General features: G+C 42.3%; 19 protein-coding genes and 1 pseudogene. 10 read left to right on the forward strand and 10 right to left on the reverse strand.

Annotated elements, in window-relative coordinates; genetic code table 11:
• The first annotated feature begins 35 nt into the window (after window positions 1-35).
• The 7 genes from priA to rraA all read left to right on the forward strand — a co-directional run bounded on the left by priA (window position 36) and on the right by rraA (window position 8,041).
• Window positions 36-2,234, forward strand: a complete 2,199-nt coding sequence (gene priA / locus WDV74_RS15990) for a primosomal protein N' (RefSeq protein ID WP_338883760.1) — start codon at window positions 36-38, stop codon at window positions 2,232-2,234.
• Window positions 2,235-2,454: 220 nt separating this feature from the next.
• Window positions 2,455-3,480, forward strand: coding sequence for a DNA-binding transcriptional regulator CytR (gene cytR, locus WDV74_RS15995; protein ID WP_338883762.1), 1,026 nt, complete (start codon window positions 2,455-2,457; stop codon window positions 3,478-3,480).
• Between the two features lie 71 nt (window positions 3,481-3,551).
• Window positions 3,552-4,370 carry a cell division protein FtsN gene (ftsN, locus tag WDV74_RS16000; protein WP_338883763.1) on the forward strand — a complete coding sequence of 273 codons (819 nt, stop codon included), beginning with the start codon at window positions 3,552-3,554 and terminating at the stop codon, window positions 4,368-4,370.
• Window positions 4,371-4,507: 137 nt separating this feature from the next.
• Window positions 4,508-5,038, forward strand: coding sequence for an ATP-dependent protease subunit HslV (gene hslV / locus WDV74_RS16005; protein WP_338883764.1), 531 nt, complete (start codon window positions 4,508-4,510; stop codon window positions 5,036-5,038).
• 11 nt (window positions 5,039-5,049) lie between these two features.
• Window positions 5,050-6,381: an HslU--HslV peptidase ATPase subunit gene (gene hslU / locus WDV74_RS16010; RefSeq protein WP_338883766.1), complete on the forward strand. Its 1,332-nt coding sequence runs from the start codon at window positions 5,050-5,052 to the stop codon at window positions 6,379-6,381.
• A 136-nt stretch (window positions 6,382-6,517) separates the two neighbouring features.
• Window positions 6,518-7,435, forward strand: a complete 918-nt coding sequence (locus WDV74_RS16015) for a 1,4-dihydroxy-2-naphthoate polyprenyltransferase (protein WP_338883768.1) — start codon at window positions 6,518-6,520, stop codon at window positions 7,433-7,435.
• Window positions 7,436-7,543: 108 nt separating this feature from the next.
• Entirely contained in the window at window positions 7,544-8,041 is a 498-nt protein-coding gene (gene rraA, locus WDV74_RS16020; RefSeq protein WP_338883769.1) for a ribonuclease E activity regulator RraA, read from the forward strand.
• Window positions 8,042-8,097: 56 nt separating this feature from the next.
• On the opposite strand, the gene zapB is transcribed toward rraA, so the two are convergent.
• A complete protein-coding gene (zapB, locus tag WDV74_RS16025) occupies window positions 8,098-8,340 on the reverse strand; it encodes a cell division protein ZapB (RefSeq protein ID WP_074019086.1) in 243 nt (80 codons plus the stop codon).
• A gap of 316 nt (window positions 8,341-8,656) precedes the next feature.
• Between zapB and WDV74_RS16030 the strand changes: the two genes are divergently transcribed.
• On the forward strand, window positions 8,657-9,454 hold the full coding sequence (locus WDV74_RS16030; protein ID WP_338883772.1) for an MIP/aquaporin family protein: 798 nt from the start codon (window positions 8,657-8,659) through the stop codon (window positions 9,452-9,454).
• Window positions 9,455-9,477: 23 nt separating this feature from the next.
• Window positions 9,478-11,001 (forward strand): glycerol kinase GlpK, encoded by a 1,524-nt coding sequence (gene glpK, locus WDV74_RS16035; protein ID WP_338883774.1) that lies wholly within the window; start codon window positions 9,478-9,480, stop codon window positions 10,999-11,001.
• Between the two features lie 78 nt (window positions 11,002-11,079).
• Here glpK and emrD read toward each other — a convergent pair.
• The 8 genes and pseudogenes from emrD to WDV74_RS16075 all read right to left on the reverse strand — a co-directional run.
• Window positions 11,080-11,328 (reverse strand): annotated as a pseudogene (gene emrD, locus WDV74_RS16040) (multidrug efflux MFS transporter EmrD); the annotation flags it as partial.
• A 268-nt stretch (window positions 11,329-11,596) separates the two neighbouring features.
• Window positions 11,597-12,250, reverse strand: coding sequence for an HAD-IB family hydrolase (locus WDV74_RS16045; RefSeq protein WP_338883776.1), 654 nt, complete (start codon window positions 12,248-12,250; stop codon window positions 11,597-11,599).
• Between the two features lie 16 nt (window positions 12,251-12,266).
• On the reverse strand, window positions 12,267-13,019 hold the full coding sequence (locus tag WDV74_RS16050; RefSeq protein WP_338883778.1) for an AfsA-related hotdog domain-containing protein: 753 nt from the start codon (window positions 13,017-13,019) through the stop codon (window positions 12,267-12,269).
• Window positions 13,020-13,108: 89 nt separating this feature from the next.
• Entirely contained in the window at window positions 13,109-14,593 is a 1,485-nt protein-coding gene (locus tag WDV74_RS16055; protein ID WP_338883780.1) for an FAD-dependent monooxygenase, read from the reverse strand.
• A gap of 130 nt (window positions 14,594-14,723) precedes the next feature.
• Window positions 14,724-15,764 carry an IS630 family transposase gene (locus tag WDV74_RS16060; protein ID WP_338883023.1) on the reverse strand — a complete coding sequence of 347 codons (1,041 nt, stop codon included), beginning with the start codon at window positions 15,762-15,764 and terminating at the stop codon, window positions 14,724-14,726.
• Between the two features lie 356 nt (window positions 15,765-16,120).
• Window positions 16,121-17,185 carry an aldo/keto reductase gene (locus WDV74_RS16065; RefSeq protein WP_338883782.1) on the reverse strand — a complete coding sequence of 355 codons (1,065 nt, stop codon included), beginning with the start codon at window positions 17,183-17,185 and terminating at the stop codon, window positions 16,121-16,123.
• Between the two features lie 24 nt (window positions 17,186-17,209).
• On the reverse strand, window positions 17,210-18,373 hold the full coding sequence (locus WDV74_RS16070; RefSeq protein ID WP_338883784.1) for an MFS transporter: 1,164 nt from the start codon (window positions 18,371-18,373) through the stop codon (window positions 17,210-17,212).
• Between the two features lie 52 nt (window positions 18,374-18,425).
• Window positions 18,426-19,424, reverse strand: coding sequence for an aldo/keto reductase (locus tag WDV74_RS16075; protein WP_338883786.1), 999 nt, complete (start codon window positions 19,422-19,424; stop codon window positions 18,426-18,428).
• A 1,484-nt stretch (window positions 19,425-20,908) separates the two neighbouring features.
• On the opposite strand from WDV74_RS16075, the gene fpr reads away from it, so the two are divergent.
• The gene (gene fpr, locus WDV74_RS16080) at window positions 20,909-21,655 is read left to right on the forward strand and encodes a ferredoxin--NADP(+) reductase (RefSeq protein ID WP_338883788.1); all 747 of its coding nucleotides are present in this window, start codon (window positions 20,909-20,911) and stop codon (window positions 21,653-21,655) included.
• On the opposite strand, the gene WDV74_RS16085 is transcribed toward fpr, so the two are convergent.
• Complete coding sequence (locus tag WDV74_RS16085; protein WP_338883790.1) at window positions 21,656-22,090, reverse strand: DUF805 domain-containing protein; 435 nt, start codon at window positions 22,088-22,090, stop codon at window positions 21,656-21,658.
• Between the last annotated feature and the right edge of the window lie 30 nt (window positions 22,091-22,120).

Below are 22,120 nucleotides of genomic sequence, written 5' to 3' on the forward strand. Positions count from 1 at the left end.
TTTCATCTGGTCATTAATTATCCGGAAATCGCCTTATGACAGTTGTCCAGGTTGCATTGCCTGTCCCCCTAACCCGCACATTTGATTATCTACTGCCTACAGCGTTACCTTTACCCACTATTGGAGTTCGAGTACTCGTGCCTTTTGGTAAACGTAATGCGATAGGTATTGTCACTGGTATCACAGACAGCAGCGAACTTCCTCTTGAACAACTCAAGTCTATTGCTACTATTCTTGATAACCAACCCCTTTTTCCTAACGATCTCTGGCAATTGCTTCAGTGGGCCGCCAGCTATTATCACTATCCGCTGGGTGAAGTGTTGTTCCATGCTTTGCCTGTCTTGCTACGACAGGGAAAACCGGCAGAATTTTCCCCTCTTTGGCAATGGCAAGTTACTGAGGCAGGCCGCGAACTCCCGCTTACACAACTCAAGCGCTCCGCTAAGCAACAAAAGGCGTTGGCCGCTTTGCGCCAACGTCCCGTTTATCGTCACCAAGTCGCTGAATTGGCGTTAAGTGAAAGCGCACTGCAATCACTGAAAAAGAAATCACTGATTGCCCTGCATCCCATCCAACCAAAAGCGGAAAATTGGCGTGAGCATTTTAAAACTATTGGCGAACGGTTAAAGCTCAACACAGAACAAGCTACCGCGATAGGCGCCATCCGTGCAGAAGATCAAACCTTTTCTCCGTGGCTACTAGCGGGGATCACGGGATCGGGTAAAACAGAAGTGTATCTCAGTATACTGGAGAACATTCTTGCACAAGGTAAACAGGCTCTCATTTTAGTGCCAGAAATTGGCTTGACGCCACAAACTATCCGCCGGTTCCGGGAACGTTTCAACGCTCCCATTGATGTTCTGCATTCAGCCTTGAATGACAGTGAACGGTTAACAGTTTGGCTGAGAGCGAAAAGAGGGGAAAATGCCATCGTTATCGGTACACGCTCAGCTTTGTTTACCCCCTTTGCTCATCTGGGTGTCATTATTATTGATGAAGAACATGACAGCTCTTACAAACAGCAAGAAGGCTGGCGCTATCATGCCCGCGATCTGGCGGTATTCCGGGCGAAAAAAGAGGGGATTCCGATTATTATGGGTTCTGCCACCCCGGCACTGGAAACACTATATAATGTACAACAGGGGAAATATCGCCAACTCACCTTAACTCAACGGGCAGGCCACGCCCAAGTAGCTACTCAGCATTTATTAGATCTGAAAGGCTTGCCATTGACGGTTGGATTATCCCAACCACTCATCAATCGCATAGGTGAACATCTCAAAGCTGACAATCAGGTCATTCTATTTCTGAACCGTCGTGGTTATTCTCCTGCCCTGCTCTGCCACGAATGCGGCTGGATAGCAGAGTGCCAACGCTGTGATCACTATTACACCCTACATCAAAATCATCGCCACCTGCGTTGCCATCACTGTGACAGCCAGCGCCCAATCCCACGCCAATGCCCGCAATGTGGCACCACTAACTTAATTCCCGTTGGCTTAGGCACTGAGCAACTTGAAGATGGCATTACAAAACTGTTTCCCGATACCCCGGTTACTCGTATCGACCGTGATACCACCAGCCGCAAAGGTGCGCTGGAACAGCAACTAGCCGAAGTCCATCAAGGTGGAGCCCGCATCTTGATTGGTACGCAAATGTTGGCGAAAGGTCACCATTTCCCTGATGTTACGCTGGTTGCCTTACTGGATGTCGATGGTGCCCTGTTTTCTGCTGATTTTCGAGCCGCCGAACGTTTTGCCCAACTCTATACCCAAGTCTCCGGTCGGGCAGGACGAGCCGGAAAGCAGGGAGAAGTTGTCCTGCAAACCCACCATCCTGAGCATCCACTTTTGCAAATATTGTTGGAGAAAGGCTACGATGCCTTTGCCCAGCAAGCGATGGAAGAGCGTCAACAAGTTCATTTGCCACCTTTTGTGAGCCATATCCTGCTCCGCGCAGAAGATCACGACAACCAACAAGCCCCCGCATTTTTGCAGCAAATGCGTCAACTGTTTGAACATCATTCACAACCTGATAATCATTTATGGATCATGGGGCCAGTACCCGCATTACAGGCTAAACGTGGCGGTCGTTATCGTTGGCAGTTGATGATTCAACACCCTTCCCGCATTTTTCTCCAGAAAATGATGGCCAGAATTAATCCCCAAATCACTACACTGCCACAAGCACGTAAAGTGAAATGGAACATTGATGTTGATCCCACCGAAAATTGATAATTATTTCTTTAATTTGCGAAGCACTTCTAAGAAATGATTTATCTCACACTTTTTATGCAAACAAAGTAACAGATGGATCTGTTAATCAGCTTAAAATGAACTTATTAATATAACTGTAGAAAATAATTTGCCAGCACTCCCTTCTCAGGAAAGACTGGCGTTTTTCAGCAGCTGGATAGCAACCGATTAGCTGCCTATGGAAAGCGAGAAGTGAACTATGGAAAAAAAGCATTACGCGTTAGTAACTATGAAGGATGTTGCCAAGGTGGCTGGTGTTTCTACCGCGACTGTATCAAGAACACTAATGAATCCTGACAAGGTTTCTGCCCATACACGCCAGAAGGTTGAGAATGCAGTGTTGGAGGTGGGTTACTATCCCCACACCCTGGCCAAAAATTTACGACGTAATGAATCCAGAACCATCTTAGTACTTGTTCCCAATATCTGTGATCCTTTCTTTACTGAAGTTATTCGGGGCATTGAAGAAACCGCCACTGAACATGGTTATTTGGTTCTGATTGGTGATTACAAACATCAACAGCAACAAGAACATGCATTTATCAATTTTCTGATCACCAAACGTATTGATGGTATGGTGCTATTGGGTTCCAACATTCCTTTCGATGTTTCTAAAGAAGAACAGAAAAATCTGCCTCCCATGGTGATGGCCAATGAATTCGCACCAGAACTGGAACTCCCCACTGTCCATATTGACAACCTGACAGCCGCCTTTAATGCTACCCATCATTTGCAAGATCTGGGACACAAACGCATTGCCTGCATTACCGGGCCGGAAACCATGCCATTGTGCCACTATCGTTTACAAGGTTACATCCAGGCATTACGGCGTGCAGGAGAAGAAATTCGCGAAGAATATATTATCCGTGGTGATTTCACCCATAAAAGTGGGGCTACACTGGCAGAAACCTTGCTTAACCTGCCAGAGCCTCCAAGCGCTATTTTTTGCCATAGTGATATCATGGCAATGGGCGCAATGTGGCAAGCTAAAAAAATGGGATTAAAATTACCAGAAGATCTCTCTATTGTCGGTTTCGATAATTTAAACTTGGCTCAATACTGTGAGCCAGCCCTAACTACAGTAGAACATCCCCGTTATGAGATTGGGTATAATTCCATTTTATTATTACTGGAGCAGCTTCAAGGCCGTTTGGTTTCTAAAGGTTCAAGATTATTGGAGGCAGAATTGATCATCCGTGCAAGTACTTGTTCGCCTAAAAGCTAGGCAAATAACAACAGCTTAAGTAACATTAGTTACCTATCCTTTAATTTTTAAATAACTCAGTGAATTAAACAGTGGCACAACGAGATTATGTAAGTCGCGGGCGTAACAATCCCCGTCGGAAAAGTACTGGTAAGAAAAAAAATCAGTCTCAAGGATTACCCAAAACTACATTAGCCGTTGCTGTGGCCTTGGTGGTCATATTTATTGGTGGACTTTATTTCATCGTACACAATAAACAGGAAGAAAATAAGCAGGAAGAAAGTACACAAAATACCTCACAGCCCCATCATCAAAACAAGGGGCACGGCTTGCCACCAAAACCAGAAGAGCGCTGGAGTTACATCAAGGAATTGGAAAATCGTCCTGTTAATGAATCTTCCATCCAGGAAGGCGATACAACAGTAAACAAACCACTAAACCAGCCTCCTCAATTAACCCCTGAGCAGAAACAGCTACTCGAACAAATACAAGCGGATATGCGCCAACCGCCTATTTCATTGAAAGAAGTGCCCTATAACAGTGAAGCAGTTGCACGTTCACAAGTGTTGATCAGCCCTCCTCAACAACATACTGAACAACATTCACCAGAACAAAAGCCAGCCAACGTGCCGGAAAAAAGGTCTTCCGCTTCTTCCCAAACCAGCACAAAGCCTGAAGCCAATGAGGCAAAATTGATGCTACAATGCGGCTCTTTCCGCACAATGGAACAGGCGGAATCTGTCCGTGCCAGCCTTGCATTCGCAGGCATTGAGAGTCAAATTACCACGAAAGATAATTGGAACCGTGTTGTACTTGGCCCTTATAAAAATAAAGCCAGCGCTGTGAAAATGCGCGAACGTGTTGCAGGTGCTGGTGTACCTGGTTGTATTCTCCGCCCTACCGGGGGTTGAAAAAGCGGAAAGCTCCCCCATCTTACTCTCTAATAATATACACATGGTGCTTTTATCAGCAGTGCACAAGCAATTGTGGGATAGCAAATTAATGCTCCGTGTGTACCATCTTCTATTTTGTAACCAGGGGCTAACTCGTGACTACAATCGTAAGTGTTCGCCGTAATGGCAAAGTCGTCATCGGTGGTGATGGACAAGCAACAATGGGTCATACCGTTATGAAAGGCAATGTCCGCAAAGTACGCCGCCTTTACAATGACAAAGTCATCGCGGGTTTTGCCGGCGGTACTGCTGATGCTTTCACACTGTTCGAGCTGTTTGAACGGAAACTCGAAATGCATCAAGGACACCTAACCAAAGCAGCCGTGGAACTAGCCAAAGACTGGCGAACGGATCGCATGTTGCGCAAGCTGGAAGCCCTGCTTGCTGTCGCAGATGAAAATACTTCGCTGATCATTACAGGCAATGGTGATGTTATTCAGCCAGAGAATGACCTTATCGCCATTGGTTCCGGTGGATCATACGCACAGGCTGCTGCCCGTGCGATGTTGGAAACAACCGAACTCGGCGCCAGAGAAATCGCAGAACGCGCTTTAACTATCGCTGGCGATATCTGCATCTACACCAACCATAATCACAACTTCGAAGAACTGCCTTCGAAAGCGTAAGGATAGATAGTATGTCTGAAATGACTCCTCGCGAAATTGTCAGCGAACTAAACAATCATATTATCGGTCAGGACAAAGCAAAACGTGCCGTTGCTATTGCCCTGCGTAACCGCTGGCGTCGCATGCAGTTAGATGAATCACTGCGTTATGAAGTCACGCCAAAAAATATTTTGATGATAGGCCCAACCGGTGTCGGTAAAACCGAAATTGCCCGTCGTCTGGCAAAACTGGCCAATGCTCCCTTTATCAAGGTTGAAGCAACTAAGTTCACCGAAGTGGGTTATGTCGGTAAAGAAGTCGATTCCATTATTCGTGATCTCACTGATGTAGCGGTAAAAATAGTCCGTCTGCAATCCATTGAGAAAAACCGCTATCGTGCAGAAGAGTTAGCAGAAGAGCGTATTTTGGATGTCCTGCTACCACCAGCAAAAAATAACTGGGGACAGACTGAGACTCAAGCTGAGCCGTCTTCAACTCGTCAAGCATTCCGCAAGAAATTGCGTGAGGGCCAGTTAGACGATAAAGAAATTGAAATTGAAGTTTCAGCCGCCCCAGTTGGTGTTGAAATCATGGCACCTCCGGGCATGGAAGAAATGACGAATCAGTTACAATCCATGTTCCAAAATCTGGCAGGCCAGCGTCAAAAAAATCGTAAGATGAAAATCAAAGACGCCTTCAAGTTGCTGGTCGAAGAAGAAGCGGCAAAACTGGTCAATCCTGAAGAACTGAAACAGCAGGCAATTGATGCAGTTGAACAACACGGCATCGTTTTCATTGATGAGATCGATAAGATTTGTAAACGCGGCCAAACTTCCGGTCCAGATGTTTCCCGCGAAGGTGTTCAGCGCGATCTGCTGCCACTTGTCGAAGGCTGCACCGTTTCCACTAAACACGGCATGGTCAAAACTGATCACATTCTGTTTATCGCTTCCGGTGCATTCCAGGTTGCCAGCCCTTCTGATCTGATCCCAGAACTTCAAGGTCGCTTGCCAATCCGTGTTGAATTGCAAGCCCTGACCACCGAAGACTTTGAACGAATCCTGACTGAACCTAATGCTTCGCTGACCGAACAGTACAAAGCCCTGATGGCAACGGAAGGCATGGGTATTGAATTCACGGCTGACGGTATCCGTAAAATTGCGGAAGCAGCATGGCAAGTTAATGAAACGACTGAAAACATCGGTGCCCGTCGTTTGCACACCGTGCTTGAACGTATGATGGAAGATATCTCTTTCGACGCCAGCGAACGTCAAGGACAAACTGTCGAAATCAATGCCGATTATGTCAAAGAACACTTGGACGAATTGGTTGCAGATGAAGATTTGAGTCGGTTTATTTTATAATCAGTCATATTATCAGTTTGATTAGAGCCAATAATTCTTCGTACTGAGACAAAATGGGGGGCTTTTAGCCTCCCGTTTTGCTATTTTCGATGGTATAAAATTTATTTCATCAATCATAATGACAAACAGTGACAATATGAGCTCAACAACGTCTATCAGTCAGATGCAAGCATGGCTGGAAAGTTTACGCCCCAAAACGCTCCCGCTGGCCGTTGCTGCCGTCATAACGGGTTCAGCCCTTGCGTCATGGACCGGACATTTCAAATGGCCTGTCGCTTTACTGGCTTTATTAACTGCGGCCCTACTGCAAATTCTTTCTAATCTCGCTAACGATTATGGTGACGTCACCAAAGGCAGTGACACAGAACATCGCATTGGCCCAAGTCGTGGTATGCAAAAAGGCCTGATTACCGCAAAGCAGATGAAAAATGCCTTGAAGCTCACTGTACTACTCTCTTGTTTATCAGGAAGTTCCCTGATTGCTATAGCTTGTAATAACCCAAACGACATAATCGGATTCTTGATCCTAGGGTTACTGGCGATTGTCGCCGCTATCACTTATACAGTGGGTACGCGTCCTTATGGCTATCTGGGGTTGGGAGACATTTCTGTCCTGATTTTCTTTGGCTATTTAAGCGTTCTTGGAACCTACTATCTGCAAGCCAGTACTTTTTCCATAAGCACCGTTTTGCCCGCAACTGCCAGTGGCTTACTTTCCGTGGCAGTCTTGAACATTAATAACTTACGCGATATCGACAGTGATCGCCAAAACGGCAAAAATACGCTGGCTGTCCGGCTGGGAGGAAAAAAGGCTCGCTATTACCATGCAGCCATTCTGCTAACTGCGATGCTCTGCTTTGTTTTCTTCACGCTCCTATACCTGAATAATTGGTTTAGTTGGTTGTTCCTGCTTGCTTTTCCCCTGCTGTTAAAACATATGATGCAAGTGCTACGTGATCCAACCGCTGAAGGTATGCGCCCCAAATTAGTACAAATGGTCAAAGCGGCATTATTGACCAATATTCTGTTTTCTATTGGATTGGTACTGAATTAAGCGAGTAAGAATCGATTTTACACATAGGTTTCAAGATTGATGGTTTTGCCAACACTGACTTTAAAAGGATATACTGTCCGTTCCTTGCATAAACCAGACGTAAATCCCATGAAATATGATACTTCCGAACTTTGTGATATCTATCAAGAAGATATAAATGTGGTAGAGCCAATCTTTACCAACTTTGGTGGGCGTACTTCATTTGGTGGTCAGATCATCACAGTGAAATGTTTTGAGGACAATGGCCTTCTTTATGATTTACTTGAAGAAAACGGACAAGGTCGCATTTTGCTCGTTGATGGTGGTGGATCAGTACGCAAGGCACTCGTTGATGCTGAAGTGGCTCAGCTCGCCGTCAATAATGATTGGGAAGGCATTGTCGTCTATGGCGCAGTGCGTCAGGTCGATTATCTCGCGGAACTTGATATTGGAATTCAGGCAATGGCTGCCATTCCTGCTGGCTCCAATAGCGAAGGGGTGGGAGAAAGTGATATCAGGGTGAATTTTGGTGGCGTCACATTCTTCTCTGGTGACTATCTCTACGCAGATAATACCGGCATTGTCTTATCCGATTTCCCTCTGGAAATTGATGAAGAGCTAAATTAAAGGGAATATAAAAAGGGCGCAATTATCGCCCTTTTTCAGCTAAGCCATTAGATACCCTATTGTACATCTTCCATCTTACCCAACAAAGTGCGTAAGCGCTCTTGCCATGCTGATTGTTCTTGTTTGAGCTGCTCATTTTCACGTGCCAGAGAATCACGACTGTCTGTTATATTCTGGACATCCTGAGATAAGACGGCATTCTTTTCTTTTAATTCTTCAATTTCCATTTGCAGCAAAGTGATGGTATCAATCGCCTGCTGAACTTTAGATTCTAGCTTCTCAAAAACTTCAAATGACATTCTAAGGCCCCTCTTGTAAGCAATGTTATTGATTGTATTTAGCCTATTAACATCTGTCTAGTTTCATCCTAGCAATGTGCGGCATAACGCGAAATATCGTGACCAAACCCAAATGTCTGTAAGATCACATTTCCAAGTTCAATAAAACTGTAAATAAATGCGAATTCGCTCATTTTGTTGACGCAACACGCATATTTCAATTTCGCTATTTCTCGTTTACGCGCATTAACGATAAATTCACAGGCATCTTTTTCTTAACACATAAGAAATGACTAATAATTAATCTCTTCCCTGTACTTTTTTATAGGATATAGAAATGAGCCAGACCACAACTCCAACATTATCAGGTCAATGTATTTCCGAATTTCTCGGTACTGCATTGCTCGTTTTTTTTGGCTTAGGCTGTGTTGCTGCTGCCCGAATTGCCGGAGCACAACTGGGCTTATGGGAAATCAGCATTATCTGGGGCTTTGGTGTTGCCCTGGCAGTCTACCTTACTGCCGGAATATCAGGCGCACATCTTAACCCCGCAGTGACTATCGCATTATGCCTATTTGCCAACTTTGACAGAAAAAAGGTGCTGCCTTATATCATTGCCCAAATGCTCGGTGGCTTTGTCGCAGCACTCATTATCTACATGATGTATTACGATCTGTTCCTCGATTATGAGCAAGTTCACAACATCGTTCGAGGCTCGCAAGAAAGCCTCTTTACTGCGGGGGTTTTCTCCACTTACCCAGCTGCCCAGATCTCCGTGTTTCATGCGTTTATCGTTGAAGTTATTATTGCGGCCGTTCTGTTATGCCTGATCCTGTCCCTGACAGATGATGGTAATGGCATCCCACGTGGACCTTTAGCTCCCCTGTTAATCGGGATTCTTATTGCAGTTATCGGTGGCTCGTTTGGCCCACTGACCGGCTTTGCCCTGAATCCAGCTCGTGATTTCGGCCCCAAATTAGTTGCTTACTTGACCGGCTGGGGAGACATTGCCCTGACCGGAGGCCGAGATATTCCTTATTGCCTTGTTCCGTTGGTAGCTCCTATCGTTGGCGCGATTTTAGGTGCTTTTGGCTACCGTAAACTGATTACTCGCCATTTACCACGCGAGATTTAAATACATAAAACCAGGTTATAGTTATGACAACAGAAAATACTACAGAAAAAAAATATATTGTTGCTCTGGATCAGGGCACGACCAGTTCACGCGCCGTTGTACTTGATCACGATGCCAATATTGTCTGCATCTCACAGCGTGAATTCCCACAAATCTATCCCAAGCCTGGCTGGGTGGAACACGATCCAATGGAAATCTGGGCAAGCCAAAGCTCTACCTTAGTTGAAGTCTTGGCAAAAGCCGATATTCGCTCTGATGAAATTGCCAGCATTGGTATTACAAACCAACGAGAAACAACCATCATCTGGGAAAAAGAAACCGGTAAACCGATTTATAACGCGATTGTATGGCAATGTCGCCGGACAGCAGATATTTGCACCAAACTGAAACAAAAAGAGGGACTGGAAGAATACATCCGCCATAATACAGGTTTGGTGCTTGACCCTTACTTCTCAGGTACGAAAATAAAATGGATTTTGGACAACATTGAAGGCGCCCGTCAGCGTGCTGAAAACGGTGAACTTTTATTCGGTACAGTCGACACATGGCTGGTCTGGAAAATGACTCAGGGGCGCGTACATGTGACCGATTACACTAATGCCTCCCGTACCATGCTATTTAATATCCATAATCTGGAATGGGATCAAAAAATCCTTGAAGAGTTAGGCATACCTCGCGTGATGCTGCCTAAAGTGGCCGCATCCTCGGAGATCTATGGCCAAACCAATATCGGCGGTAAAGGCGGCACTCGTATTCCTATCGCGGGTATCGCAGGCGACCAACAAGCCGCTTTATACGGGCAACTGTGTGTAAGCCCCGGAATGGCAAAAAATACTTACGGCACAGGCTGCTTCCTGCTCATGAACACCGGCAAAGACGCAGTACGCTCCAACCATGGCCTGTTAACAACTGTTTGTTGTGGCCCACGCGGTGAAGTTAATTATGCACTGGAAGGTGCCGTCTTTGTTGGTGGTGCATCCATTCAATGGTTGCGTGATGAACTGAAACTCATTGCAGATGCCGCAGATTCAGAATACTTCGCGACCAAGGTCAAAGACAGCAACGGTGTTTATGTTGTTCCTGCTTTTACTGGCCTTGGCGCACCATATTGGGATCCTTACGCCCGTGGCGCTATTTTTGGCCTGACCCGCGGCGCCAATAGCAACCACATTATCCGTGCTACATTAGAATCCATTGCTTACCAAACCCGCGATGTTTTGGACGCTATGCAAGCTGATGCGGGTACTCGCCTGCAAGCCCTGCGCGTCGATGGCGGTGCTGTCGCCAACAACTTCCTGATGCAATTCCAGTCCGATATTCTTGGCACTCGGGTAGAGCGCCCTGAAGTGCGTGAGAGCACAGCTTTAGGCGCAGCTTTCCTTGCAGGTTTAGCCGTTGGTTTCTGGCGAGATTTGGATGAAGTGAAAAGTAAGGCGGTAGTCGAAAAAGAATTCCGTCCAAGTATCGAAACGACTGAACGCAACCATAAATACAATGGCTGGAAAAAAGCCGTCGCCCGCGCCCAAGAATGGGAAGATCGTGCCTAACCGCAAGATATTGAGCAAGTGAGATAAAGGCTTTGGCATCTAAGATTGTTGCCAGAGCTTTTTTAAACACTATCGTTTCTACAAAACCGTATGTTCTTGACGCTGGAACCGCTGTGAAATAGGCAGCCAACAAAATAGAATCAGCAATGACATGGAAAACATCAACATCCCAACACTAAATTGGCTATTTTGCGGTAGCATCGCCGACAGCCACGTTGCCACACCTGAACCGACATTCTGCAATCCCCCGACCAAGGCACCTGCTGCTCCTGCCAGATAAGGGAAAGGCTCCATCGCTCCCGTCGTCGCGAGAGGGAACAACATACCATGAGAATATAAAAAATCTTGGGACTCTTTCTTTATTCAATTAGCGATAGAATGAACAACCAAACATACCTATCAAGCACCTCACATGAAAACCTATATAGCACTTCAGGGGTATTAGTCAGTCCTATGGGCTGGCACCATTTCAGACTACAGATGATACTTCTTTAGCTGCTTTTTACTATAAGATTAGGTGATGAAACGATAAATTGCCTCACTGAGGCCATTACAGCACAAGCGCCCAAGCTTTTTATGCTCTCAGACTGAACCATTAGAGTCTTGGCTCTAGCAGGATCGGCCAGCCTTGCTTCTGACATTCTTCCATCAGTTCTGATGAAGGGTTAACAGCATAAGGATGGCCAACAAGCCGTAGCAGATCAAGATCTGATATGTGGTCTCCATAGGCATGGCATGCAGAAAGCGGTTGGTGATGAACTTGAGCATAATCACGGGCATGTTTGGCTTTTTGGCTGCCAATGGAAATTCTGCTAAGTGCACCAGTATAATACCCATGTTCTGTTATGGGTTCAGAACATAATGCATTTCTGATTCCGAGTGATTCCATCACGGGGTAGATGATATCTGTCATCGCACCTGAGACGAATACAACGTCATCATTACAGTTTTGATGAAAGCGTATTCTTTTAATTATCGTGGTATTGAAATCATAACAACCTTCACTAAATACCTTACTGGCCATTATTCTTACCTGATTTTGTGATATACCATCAAATAAAGAGTAGTAATAACGGTTAATATCTTCTCTTGATTTTCCTTCGTTACTCTGTTTTTGTATTTTACTCATTATACTGGAGAACGATAATCCACATTGTAATGTTCCATGTTCTAAATATTTTTTCAGAAATATGAACATACTTTTACCTGTAATAACAGTTTCATCAAAGTCGAAAAAGGCGATTCCCATGATAGTAAAACCTCATTTAAATACTTTCTAGATAATGATGATGGCACATAGACGCCTGACTACCCTCTTTTTGGGTAATATAATTAAAGTCATATACACTGAATATGAAATTAATTTCCGCTGTTTTTATTTTGTTTTGTTCGAATGTTATACTATATTCACCTGTAAATTTACCATATTTTGTGATTTTCTGAGATAATACCTTGAGCGATACAGTAACAGGTAATGGGAATACAAAAGATAAAAATGATACATTCAATGATGTCAAAGTAAAATATTTTTCTTCCATGTTGATACCGGCATCCCTAAGAAAGTATTTCTCCGTGGTGGCAATCATAGCCTGCCTTGCTGCTTCAATCAGAATCATTCCCTGTATATGCTGGCCTGTTTGATGATCACATAATAATTCTGAAGAATCCTGAAGAATAAGTTTAGACTTATAATTTCCATTGTCTTGTTTTTCTGGGCTAGTAATAAGAATATTTTCTTTTTTACGTTTATGCACTAGTTTTTGTAGCTCTTTATTATTCTGATAATAAATATCGTTCAAGTTAATTATCCCTTGTATTTTATTAGGATAATTTTGGTGAATAGTATGAATCGTTCTTGCAATATCATCAAGCTGTACGCCCTGACCAAAAATAATTTTTTTCACATTGGCAATTTCACCTGACCAGACAAAATGCTCAAATTCATGAACGGTCAAAACATTTTCATTTCTTTCGGCAAATTCTGTAAATTTTTCTCCGACCACAATAAGTTTTTCCATATTTGTTACCTCTCAGTTTTTTAACTAGTTACACTTCATTCCTTCATCGATACACAATGATGCAAACACGATAATTTTCCTTTTTAAAATCACACCAAGTTATACAGGGAGGAAAAATATTGTATTAGCTCAGTTTCTTTTCCTGTGAAACCCAGGTATCCGTCAGGATTAAGAACGGCATACTCGTCATTATTGATTTGAAGATGCATTATCAGTGCTGTATCTTCTTTCTCTATATGGTAAAAAATAAAAAATTCACTTTCTTTCATAATGTTAAATACCGAACATTTTTTCCTTGCGGAAAAGATAACAATTTTTCCTGAGGAAAAAGCATCATACGTATTTTTAAATCCATATTTATTCGAAGAAAATTCAAACCAAGGAACATGATGCCCCTCCATTGTGCCGGAAGATATTTCCAATGAAGCTGAAAATCCCGCATATTTATGAGGAAGCTCATGGCGATAATAATCCCGGTTGCAGAATTCAGGATAATAAACAGCATCGACACTTCGGTGGGGGATAAGTCCAGCAATTAACCCCGTGTCATGATCTGTGGAGTTCAGAACTTTTCTGACAGCAGTGAAGCGCTGTGAACGATATGTATTAAGAAGTTCAAAATTGGAAACTCCCTTAAGATAAAAAGCCAATTTCCAAGCCAGATTAATAGCATCCTGAATACCTGTATTCATTCCTTGCCCACCTATAGGACTAAATAGATGAAAGGCATCTCCGACAAGAAAAATATTTTCTTTAAAATTTTCATCCGCTATTCTGTTATAAAAATTCGCACTGGATGACCATACCAACTTATTGGCTTCTCCTGTCTGGTTACAGTACCTTGAAATATAATTATTTATTTCCATTAAGTTAGGAATAGGCCGTAAAAGAGGCAATTTACCGTCTTTCTTGATTACGATTCTGACCATGTTATCAGGCATTGGAAGAAAAATTAAGAACCCATTCTCATTAATATAATAAGATGTCACGGGAATATTTTTGTTTTGCCCGAACTGTACATCTGCCATAATGAAATGCATATCATAATTGTGACCACTGAAATTAATCCCAGCCAATTCTCTGACCGTACTAGTAGCGCCATCAGCACCAATAATATAGTCATATAAGGATGTATACACTATTCCATTTTCGTCCAAAAGTGTTGCTTTATAAAGTCCTTTTTCCCTGGTCCATGAAATAAGTTTGCATCCTCGTTTCACCCTGACCCCAGATTGTTGAAGGTGGTTCTCAAGTATCTGTTCAGTTTCTGGCTGAGGAATACTGATATGAAATTTGTAACATGAAGAAAGATATTTATTATTTATATGAAGGAAGCGTTTATTTTTATAAAAGGCATAAACAGAATTAACTTGATGACCCTTCTTGACTAACTTATCTGCAAGATTTAATCCATAAAACGCTTTAATTGTTGCCGGACTAACTGTCAGTGCTTTAGAATAAGTAGTACTTTCTGTATTTTTATCAATAATATCAAAACAGATATTATATTTATTTAAGTAACATCCTGTCATCAATCCCACTGGACCTGCGCCGATGATAAGAATTTTTTTCATGATAATATTGGTTCAATTTACTATTCAATAATTAATCACATGAAGTGTTCTGAAAAAACCTCAGTGTTAATTAATTGGTTGTTTTAATATTTTGATAATTCACAAAACTGCTATGCTTATAAATAAACTTTCATAATAACGATACACTCATTTTTTTCATTCCCGGTTGTTGCCCGAATGAAAATGCAATCATAAATTCTTCAACGCACGCTAAGAGTTGCCACATATACTGACAGCAATGATTTCGGGTGACGGTTTCATGCAAGGATTGCCACAAGCGTTCAATCTTATTTAGCCATGGCGAATAGACCGGTAAAAATAACAGGTTAAATTGAGGATTTTGTTTTAGCCATTCCCTGACCTTATGGCTTTTGTGAATACCATAATTATCCAAAATCAACGTGATACTTTTGGCTTGACGATACTGACGATTAATTTTCTCTAACATATTGATAAATAAATCAGCGTTTTTCTTTATACCACCGACATAAGTCACTTGACCTGTTCGGACATCAAGGCAGCCTGCAAGGTAGTGCTTTTGGTTTTTCCCCGGTGTCATCACGCGTTTTTGTTGTCCTTTTAGACACCAGTCTGCCCCGATTTTAGGATTCAGATCGATATCGACTTCATCTTCATAAAAAACAAGATGTTGCTCTGATGCGTTGGCTAAGGCTTCGGTGATTTTTGCCATTTTTTCGTCATACTCCGGATCAGGCTTTTTGACAGTAGGCGCCGCTCTTCGCCAGACAATACCCACCTGACAAAAGTAACGATAAAGCGTACTTTTCGACAGTGATACCCCTAATAATTCATTGATTATCTGAGTGATAAGTTCAATACTCCAGCGTGAACGCAAACAGTCAAAATCCTGCGGGGAGTGTGATAATAAGAACGACAACAAGCTAAAAATCGGGGCTAAATTCCATCGAGTAGGCCTTCCTCTCGGTAAGCTTTTTAATCCTTCCAGCCCATATAACGTTAACCAATTTATCCAACGATGGACGGAAGAACGTGAACAATGAAGGGTTCTGGCGATGTAAGAAACGGTCTGACCTTCATGTAACATCAAGAGTGCCATGAGTCGGCGGGCGTAATCTTTATCCCGGGTTTTATGAATAAATTTTTTCATCTGACGTCGTTCATTTCGGGGTATTGGTGCTATGATTCGCATCACTCAGTCCATTTTGGGATTTTTTTGATTTGGCGATTAATCAGATCGCAAAAATTGGACTGAGTTCCCTTCAAGTGATCTACTATTTTGAAAGCTTATTTATACCAATCTAACGTCAAGATGCTTGTGATTTTTCCCCGCAAAGCGGGGAAAAATCAGGTTTCATAGAGTGTTGTAAATTGCAACTTGAAGTTTAATGCGTATATATCCTGTTAAGGCATACGTATAATAGGTTTTTATAATAGTCAACCACTACAAATCGTAGGGTGCTTAATGCCTCCGCAGTGCGAGGTATTAAGCAGTTTCCTATCATGTTGACAAACTATTTATTATCTCTTTAAAAAAACCATTATCAGTTACGGATAAATATCACCTTTAATGCGGCGATCACTGGCGACATTACAAATGTGCCAGTATGGATATGGCTTTTCTCTTTCACTGACTTTATTAAGAATATCTGTTTCCTCCAGACTAAGCTGCCAGGAAAGTGCGGCAATATTGTCTTCGAGCTGAGTCATTTTTGTCGCTCCAATCACAAGTGAGGTGATCCCCGGACGTGTACGCAGCCAGTTCAGTGCCACTTGTGCGATACTAGCGTCATGTTGCAGTGCAATTTCACGCATAACATCCAACGTCTGATAAGCCTGCTCCCGGTTAGCTATAGGCGCAGATTCAAACGGGGTAATATTTGATAAACGACTACCTTCAGGATAAGCCTGATTTCGCGGATATTTACCCGTCAGGAACCCACCGGCAAGTGGACTCCATACCGTGATCCCGACATTTTGATCGACACTCAACGGGATAATTTCGTGTTCCAATTCCCTTGCAGCGATATTGTAATACCCTTGATATACACAAAACTTTTCCAGGTCAAGGCGTTCAGAAATGTCTAAAGCTTTCATCAGTTGCCAAGCTGCATAGTTTGAAACACCAATATAGCGGATTTTTCCGTCACGGATCAGATTATCTAATGTCCTGAGGGTATCTTCCAGTGAAGTCCGGGGATCAAAACCATGCAAATGATAAATATCAATATAATCCGTCTTAAGATGTTTTAAACTCAGCTCTACTGCATTGATAATGTGATAACGAGATGCACCAAGTGAATTAGGATTGGGATCAGTCTGCCAGCGGCCTTTAGTGCCGATGATGACTTCGTGTCGCTTACCTTTCAGCGCATTACCCAGTAGCTCCTCGCCTTGTCCATTTTTATAACAATCAGCGGTATCAAAGAAATTGATCCCAGCATCCAGAGCCTTATATACGAGATCATAAGCTGTATTTTCAGAAACGACTCCAAATTCCGCCCAATTACGATCTGGTGCACCAAGAAAAGCGCCTTTTTCACCAAAAGTCATAGCGCCGAAGCATAACTCAGATACGGATAAACCCGTAGAACCTAAATATCGGTATTTCATATTCACTCACTTACCTTAAAGGGATTACAAGGTTACATATACAATGATGAGTCCGATTGCCGTCATAAAGGCACCTGCCAGCGGAATATGGGAAAGAGATACACCGTATGCAAGTAACAGCCCACCAATCCAGGCACCAACTGCATTACCGAGGTTAAATGCGGCGATATTACAGGAGGACACCATGCTTTTGGATGTTTCGCTACTGTCCAGTGCTTGAACTTGCAACGGAGGAATAGTAGAAAACATGGCCATTCCCAGTAAGAAGACAGCCACACAAGCTGATGCAGTGCTCAACATGGCCACTGGGAATAGGCAAAGCACTATAATAAGGAACGACAGTGTAATAAGGAGTGCTTTGCGTGTTCCTTTATCTGTGAGTTTCCCACCGATATGATTCCCTACAATCATGCCGATACCAAATAGCACCAATATAAATGGAATTAATTTTTCATTCATTTGAGTGACATCTTTCAGCATTGGCGCGATATAAGTGAATGCAGAAAATACACCAGAAAAACCCAGTATTGTAATCAACAGACTTTTAAATACTTTTGCCTGAATAATAATTTTCAATTCATTAACGACGCTTATTTTATTCATCTCTGTTGTCTGACGATTCGGAACAAAAAAGAAGACTGATAATGTCGAAAACAAACCGATAAGAGTCACCATGAAAAATGTGTAACGCCAGCCAAAAGATTGCCCCACCCATGTTCCGAGAGGAACGCCCATGATATTGGCCAGCGTGGCTCCAAGAAATACAGCTGATACCGCAGAGGCTCTTTTATCTGGTGCTGCCAGTTCCGATGCGTAGACAGAGCTGATGCCAAAGAACGCGGCATGAGCAAAGGCTGTGATGATCCTGGCTATAATCAACGTAGTAATATTGCCTGATACACCGCACCAGAAATTTCCAGCAGTGAAAATAATCATCAGAAGAATAAGAGAATACTTTTTATTATATTGACTAAGGAATGAAGTAATCAGTGGTGCTCCAATCACAACACCAAAGGCATACGCAGTGATCGAATAAGCCGCCAATGTGATGGAAATATTAAAATCCCGAGCAATATTAAGCAGTACACCCATAATAACGAATTCTGTCGTTCCAATACCGAATGAGCCTACAGACAATGCATACACAGCAGTAGGCATGTCTGATCCACGGGGAGCAGATAATGTCATGATATAAACCTCATTTCCTGCCAGAGTCGGCGGAATAATTTACGACAGATGATTATTGGTCAATGAGTCTAAGATCATCCTGATTGTATCGCAGACCATGAATGTTTTCCGGCATGAAAATAATATCAATGAGTTGAATATCATCGTCAGAAATACGCAGCTCGGCTGCACAGGAATTATCCTTCAAGTGTTCAATTTTCCTCGCTCCCGGAATTGGGACAATATCATCCCGCTTGCTCATCACCCAAGCGAGGGCGAGTTGGGCCAGAGAACATTGATACTTTTCGGCTATAGATTGTAGCTTATAGAGTAATTGTCGATTTTTTTGCATGGCTTCTTGCTGGAAACGAGGAAGATTTCGGCGAAAATCGTCGTTGGAGAAACCAGACTGATCAATAATTTTACCCGTCAAGAAACCTCGGCCTAACGGGCTATAAGACACAAAGCCCACACCCAGTTCACGACAAACCGGAAGAATGTTACCTTCAGGTTCACGAGTCCAAAGAGAATATTCACTCTGTACGGCGGTAATAGGGTGCACTTTACAAGCCCGACGCAACGTATCGGCGGAAACTTCTGATAAGCCAAGATGACGAACTTTTCCTTCCTTAATTAGGTCAGACATTGTGCCCACTACGTCTTCAATCGGTACAGAAGGATCAATGCGGTGCTGATACAGCAAATCAATAGTGTCTATATTGAGCCGTTTCAGAGAACCTTCGACGGCTTCACGAATATGCTCTGGTCGGCTGTCAACACCGGCCATACGCTCCAATCCACTGCCAGTGGGTAAAATACGGAAACCAAATTTTGTCGCAATCTGGACTTTATCACGGATCCCTTTAATGGCCTTTCCTACGAGTATTTCATTGTCAAAAGGGCCATAGACTTCAGCAGTATCAAGGAAAGTGATTCCCATATCAATGGCTGCATGAATAGTCTTAATAGCCTGTGATTCTTCTGCTCCACCATAGGCAAAGCTCATTCCCATACAACCTAACCCCAATGCGGAAACGGAAAATTTATCTTTTCCGAGATAATGTGTTTTCATCTTTCTTTCTCTTTTGTTAAATTATTTTAAAGGGTGTTATCACTATTAATATGTGATAAATATAGTGTTAACGCATGACGTTTTTGCTCTAAAAATGCATTTATATAAAAAACTGGGTTGTTTTATTTTCATTGCAATACAACTATTTGACCTTTATATAATAATCATTATGGTATTAACCCTGTATCTTTTATAATTACAAGACATTAGACTTGCGGAAATATTTACGCCTCGATCCATCAATGGAGTAACATGCTATCTGCCATTTTGAAAAAACCCATAAATGCTAATTTTGACTTAAATTAACTCCAAATAATGCTTGCCAAAATGCAATTTCACGGCCATTTAAAACATCGAAGATAATAAGACACGGAATATAAATAAATTATCAACACGATAAAATAATTATTTTATTATTGTATGGGCATAATAAGAATAATAATGCTACTTTATATATTCTATAATTATTAACCTAATGGCTTACAATAATGTTACTCTCTAAACAAATAACTCATTTAATCTATTGATTTTGTTATTATTACATAACCAAAAATAACTTTTGTACTAAAAATTTTTAGCGTAACAGAGTTATCAATACTGGATTCTATTTATGTATTTATTAGGAGAGAATAAAAATGTGTGAAGCACTTATTGCAGCAATAGCTTCTGTCAAATAATAATCCTTTTCTTCACATGATCTTATTCCCAGATACCAACGCTTAAATCAAGCTTTTAAATCATCATTGAGTCCCGCTCTGTTCGTGTCTGGAGCAAGTAATGTACCTTGTTGACCTCATTATTTTTGCTGTTTTTTCACCATACGCTTAACGATAACCCCATTGATCGTCAACTCAACAAATGAAGAAAAAATCAGCTCGTCATATCGATACATTTCGCCATAATAGGGGAATTCATGCTGTTATCTACAATATAGATATACATTTCATCTATTTGTTTTAACAGAGATTTGTTGTTTTCACAGTGCGATGTGCCGCCATCACATATCAAGGCGAAATTATCCAATTATTTTAATGCATTATCGACATTTCCAAGCCAAATATACCATTTTATACTAAATAGGTTTTCATAATACTGAGAGTATCAGATGTTGAAGTTTCTTACCTCGCGCGACGCGCGGGGTAAGAAACGCCTATCATTTTGAAACGCTATTTAGTAAAAGAGGTTTAATAGTTCAGTTCCGAATTTAGAGGAGTTTTTGATACCCTTTTGATATATCGTTTTAATATTGCCAGGGGCATCAACAGAAAAATATTTTTCGGCGATGACTTCGAAATGGTGTTTTTTAGAGAAAATAAATTACAGATATATCACCCATATATGTCAATAAAAATGTACATATTAGACCATGATATTGGCAAAAACCCAGTTAATCGAACTGTAACACGTAATCGATAATGCTATCTCAAGTAATCACGTAGAATCGTTACAAAAAATCATCAATTTGTGTAGAGAGGTTAATCGTAATGACAAATTGGGTTACAGGAAAAGTTACCGACATAACCAACTGGACTGATTCGCTTTTCAGCATCAAAGTTCATGCACCAATAGAAAAATTCACCGCCGGACAATTTGCAAAACTTGCCCTAAAAATTGGGGAGGAACGTATCCAACGGGCTTATTCCTACGTCAACGCTCCCGATGACAATAATCTGGAATTTTATTTGGTTACCGTTCCTGAAGGAAAACTCAGTCCTCGATTGGCTGCACTAAAAATTGGTGATGAATTGCTGGTAACAGAGCAAGCGGCGGGTTTTTTCGTTCTTGATGAAATCCCTGACTGCCAAACACTCTGGATGCTTTCCACTGGCACCGCCATTGGGCCTTACCTTTCCATCCTCCAGCAAGGAACCGCTCTGGAACGATTCGAAAATATCGTTTTGGTTCATGCCGCCAGATGGGGAGCGGATTTAAGTTATTTACCGATGATGCAAGAATTAGAGAAAAAATTTCAAGGTAAACTGAGAATACAGACCATCGTCAGCCGAGAAAAATGGCCAAATTCACTCATGGGCAGAATTCCAGCATTAATTGAAAATGGCGAATTGGAATCGGCTGTTGGTTTACCCATTCAGGCAGAAAACAGCCATGTCATGCTGTGCGGGAATCCCCAAATGGTCAGGGATACCCAGCAACTATTAAAAGAGCAGCGTAATATGGCAAAACATCTACGTCGTAAACCAGGCCATATTACCAGCGAGCAATACTGGTAATCAGTTTTCCTTGGCAGAAATATAATCAACCGTTTCTGCCATCTCACCAAAACGATTAGCGCCTTCCGTACCACGGAATACACCACAATCCAATATCATCATGACAAAAATCAGGGTTGGAACAAAACGACCAATTCCCCACTGCCATATTGGTGCCATCACGCTCCAATCAAGGGACAACAATATCCAGGCCAGTGCACATAGTAGCATCCAACCACCCCGTTTATTCCGGTCATGCAGGCGCTTCGAAAAAATTGCCGCCGTTGGATACAATAGCAAAGCAAGACCGACCGCCGCATAATTCATGGGAAGGAGATTCATTCCATGCAATGTCAGAAGTATAAAGATCAAGGCGAAACAAATAGCCATGCCGATCCAAAACTCCCGCCTTCCAATTCGGCCTTTGAATGAAAATCCCCATTGTTGTAATGTCATGTACTCTTTTCCAATTGTGGATGCTGTTTT

Origin of the sequence: Xenorhabdus sp. TH1 (assembly GCF_037260955.1) — a bacterium.
Taxonomy (GTDB): Bacteria; Pseudomonadota; Gammaproteobacteria; order Enterobacterales; family Enterobacteriaceae; genus Xenorhabdus; species Xenorhabdus griffiniae.

Excerpts from the sequence above, each read along its gene's own strand:
- priA (WP_338883760.1), top strand. The coding sequence starts at position 36 with ATGACAGTTGTCCAGGTTGCATTGCCTGTCCCCCTAACCCGCACATTT.
- cytR (WP_338883762.1), top strand. The coding sequence starts at position 2,455 with ATGGAAAAAAAGCATTACGCGTTAGTAACTATGAAGGATGTTGCCAAG.
- hslU (WP_338883766.1), top strand. The coding sequence starts at position 5,050 with ATGTCTGAAATGACTCCTCGCGAAATTGTCAGCGAACTAAACAATCAT.
- WDV74_RS16015 (WP_338883768.1), top strand. The coding sequence starts at position 6,518 with ATGAGCTCAACAACGTCTATCAGTCAGATGCAAGCATGGCTGGAAAGT.
- rraA (WP_338883769.1), top strand. The coding sequence starts at position 7,544 with ATGAAATATGATACTTCCGAACTTTGTGATATCTATCAAGAAGATATA.
- zapB (WP_074019086.1), bottom strand. The coding sequence starts at position 8,340 with ATGTCATTTGAAGTTTTTGAGAAGCTAGAATCTAAAGTTCAGCAGGCG.
- WDV74_RS16030 (WP_338883772.1), top strand. The coding sequence starts at position 8,657 with ATGAGCCAGACCACAACTCCAACATTATCAGGTCAATGTATTTCCGAA.
- glpK (WP_338883774.1), top strand. The coding sequence starts at position 9,478 with ATGACAACAGAAAATACTACAGAAAAAAAATATATTGTTGCTCTGGAT.
- WDV74_RS16045 (WP_338883776.1), bottom strand. The coding sequence starts at position 12,250 with ATGGGAATCGCCTTTTTCGACTTTGATGAAACTGTTATTACAGGTAAA.
- WDV74_RS16050 (WP_338883778.1), bottom strand. The coding sequence starts at position 13,019 with ATGGAAAAACTTATTGTGGTCGGAGAAAAATTTACAGAATTTGCCGAA.
- WDV74_RS16055 (WP_338883780.1), bottom strand. The coding sequence starts at position 14,593 with ATGAAAAAAATTCTTATCATCGGCGCAGGTCCAGTGGGATTGATGACA.
- WDV74_RS16060 (WP_338883023.1), bottom strand. The coding sequence starts at position 15,764 with ATGCGAATCATAGCACCAATACCCCGAAATGAACGACGTCAGATGAAA.
- WDV74_RS16065 (WP_338883782.1), bottom strand. The coding sequence starts at position 17,185 with ATGAAATACCGATATTTAGGTTCTACGGGTTTATCCGTATCTGAGTTA.
- WDV74_RS16070 (WP_338883784.1), bottom strand. The coding sequence starts at position 18,373 with ATGACATTATCTGCTCCCCGTGGATCAGACATGCCTACTGCTGTGTAT.
- WDV74_RS16075 (WP_338883786.1), bottom strand. The coding sequence starts at position 19,424 with ATGAAAACACATTATCTCGGAAAAGATAAATTTTCCGTTTCCGCATTG.
- fpr (WP_338883788.1), top strand. The coding sequence starts at position 20,909 with ATGACAAATTGGGTTACAGGAAAAGTTACCGACATAACCAACTGGACT.
- WDV74_RS16085 (WP_338883790.1), bottom strand. The coding sequence starts at position 22,090 with ATGACATTACAACAATGGGGATTTTCATTCAAAGGCCGAATTGGAAGG.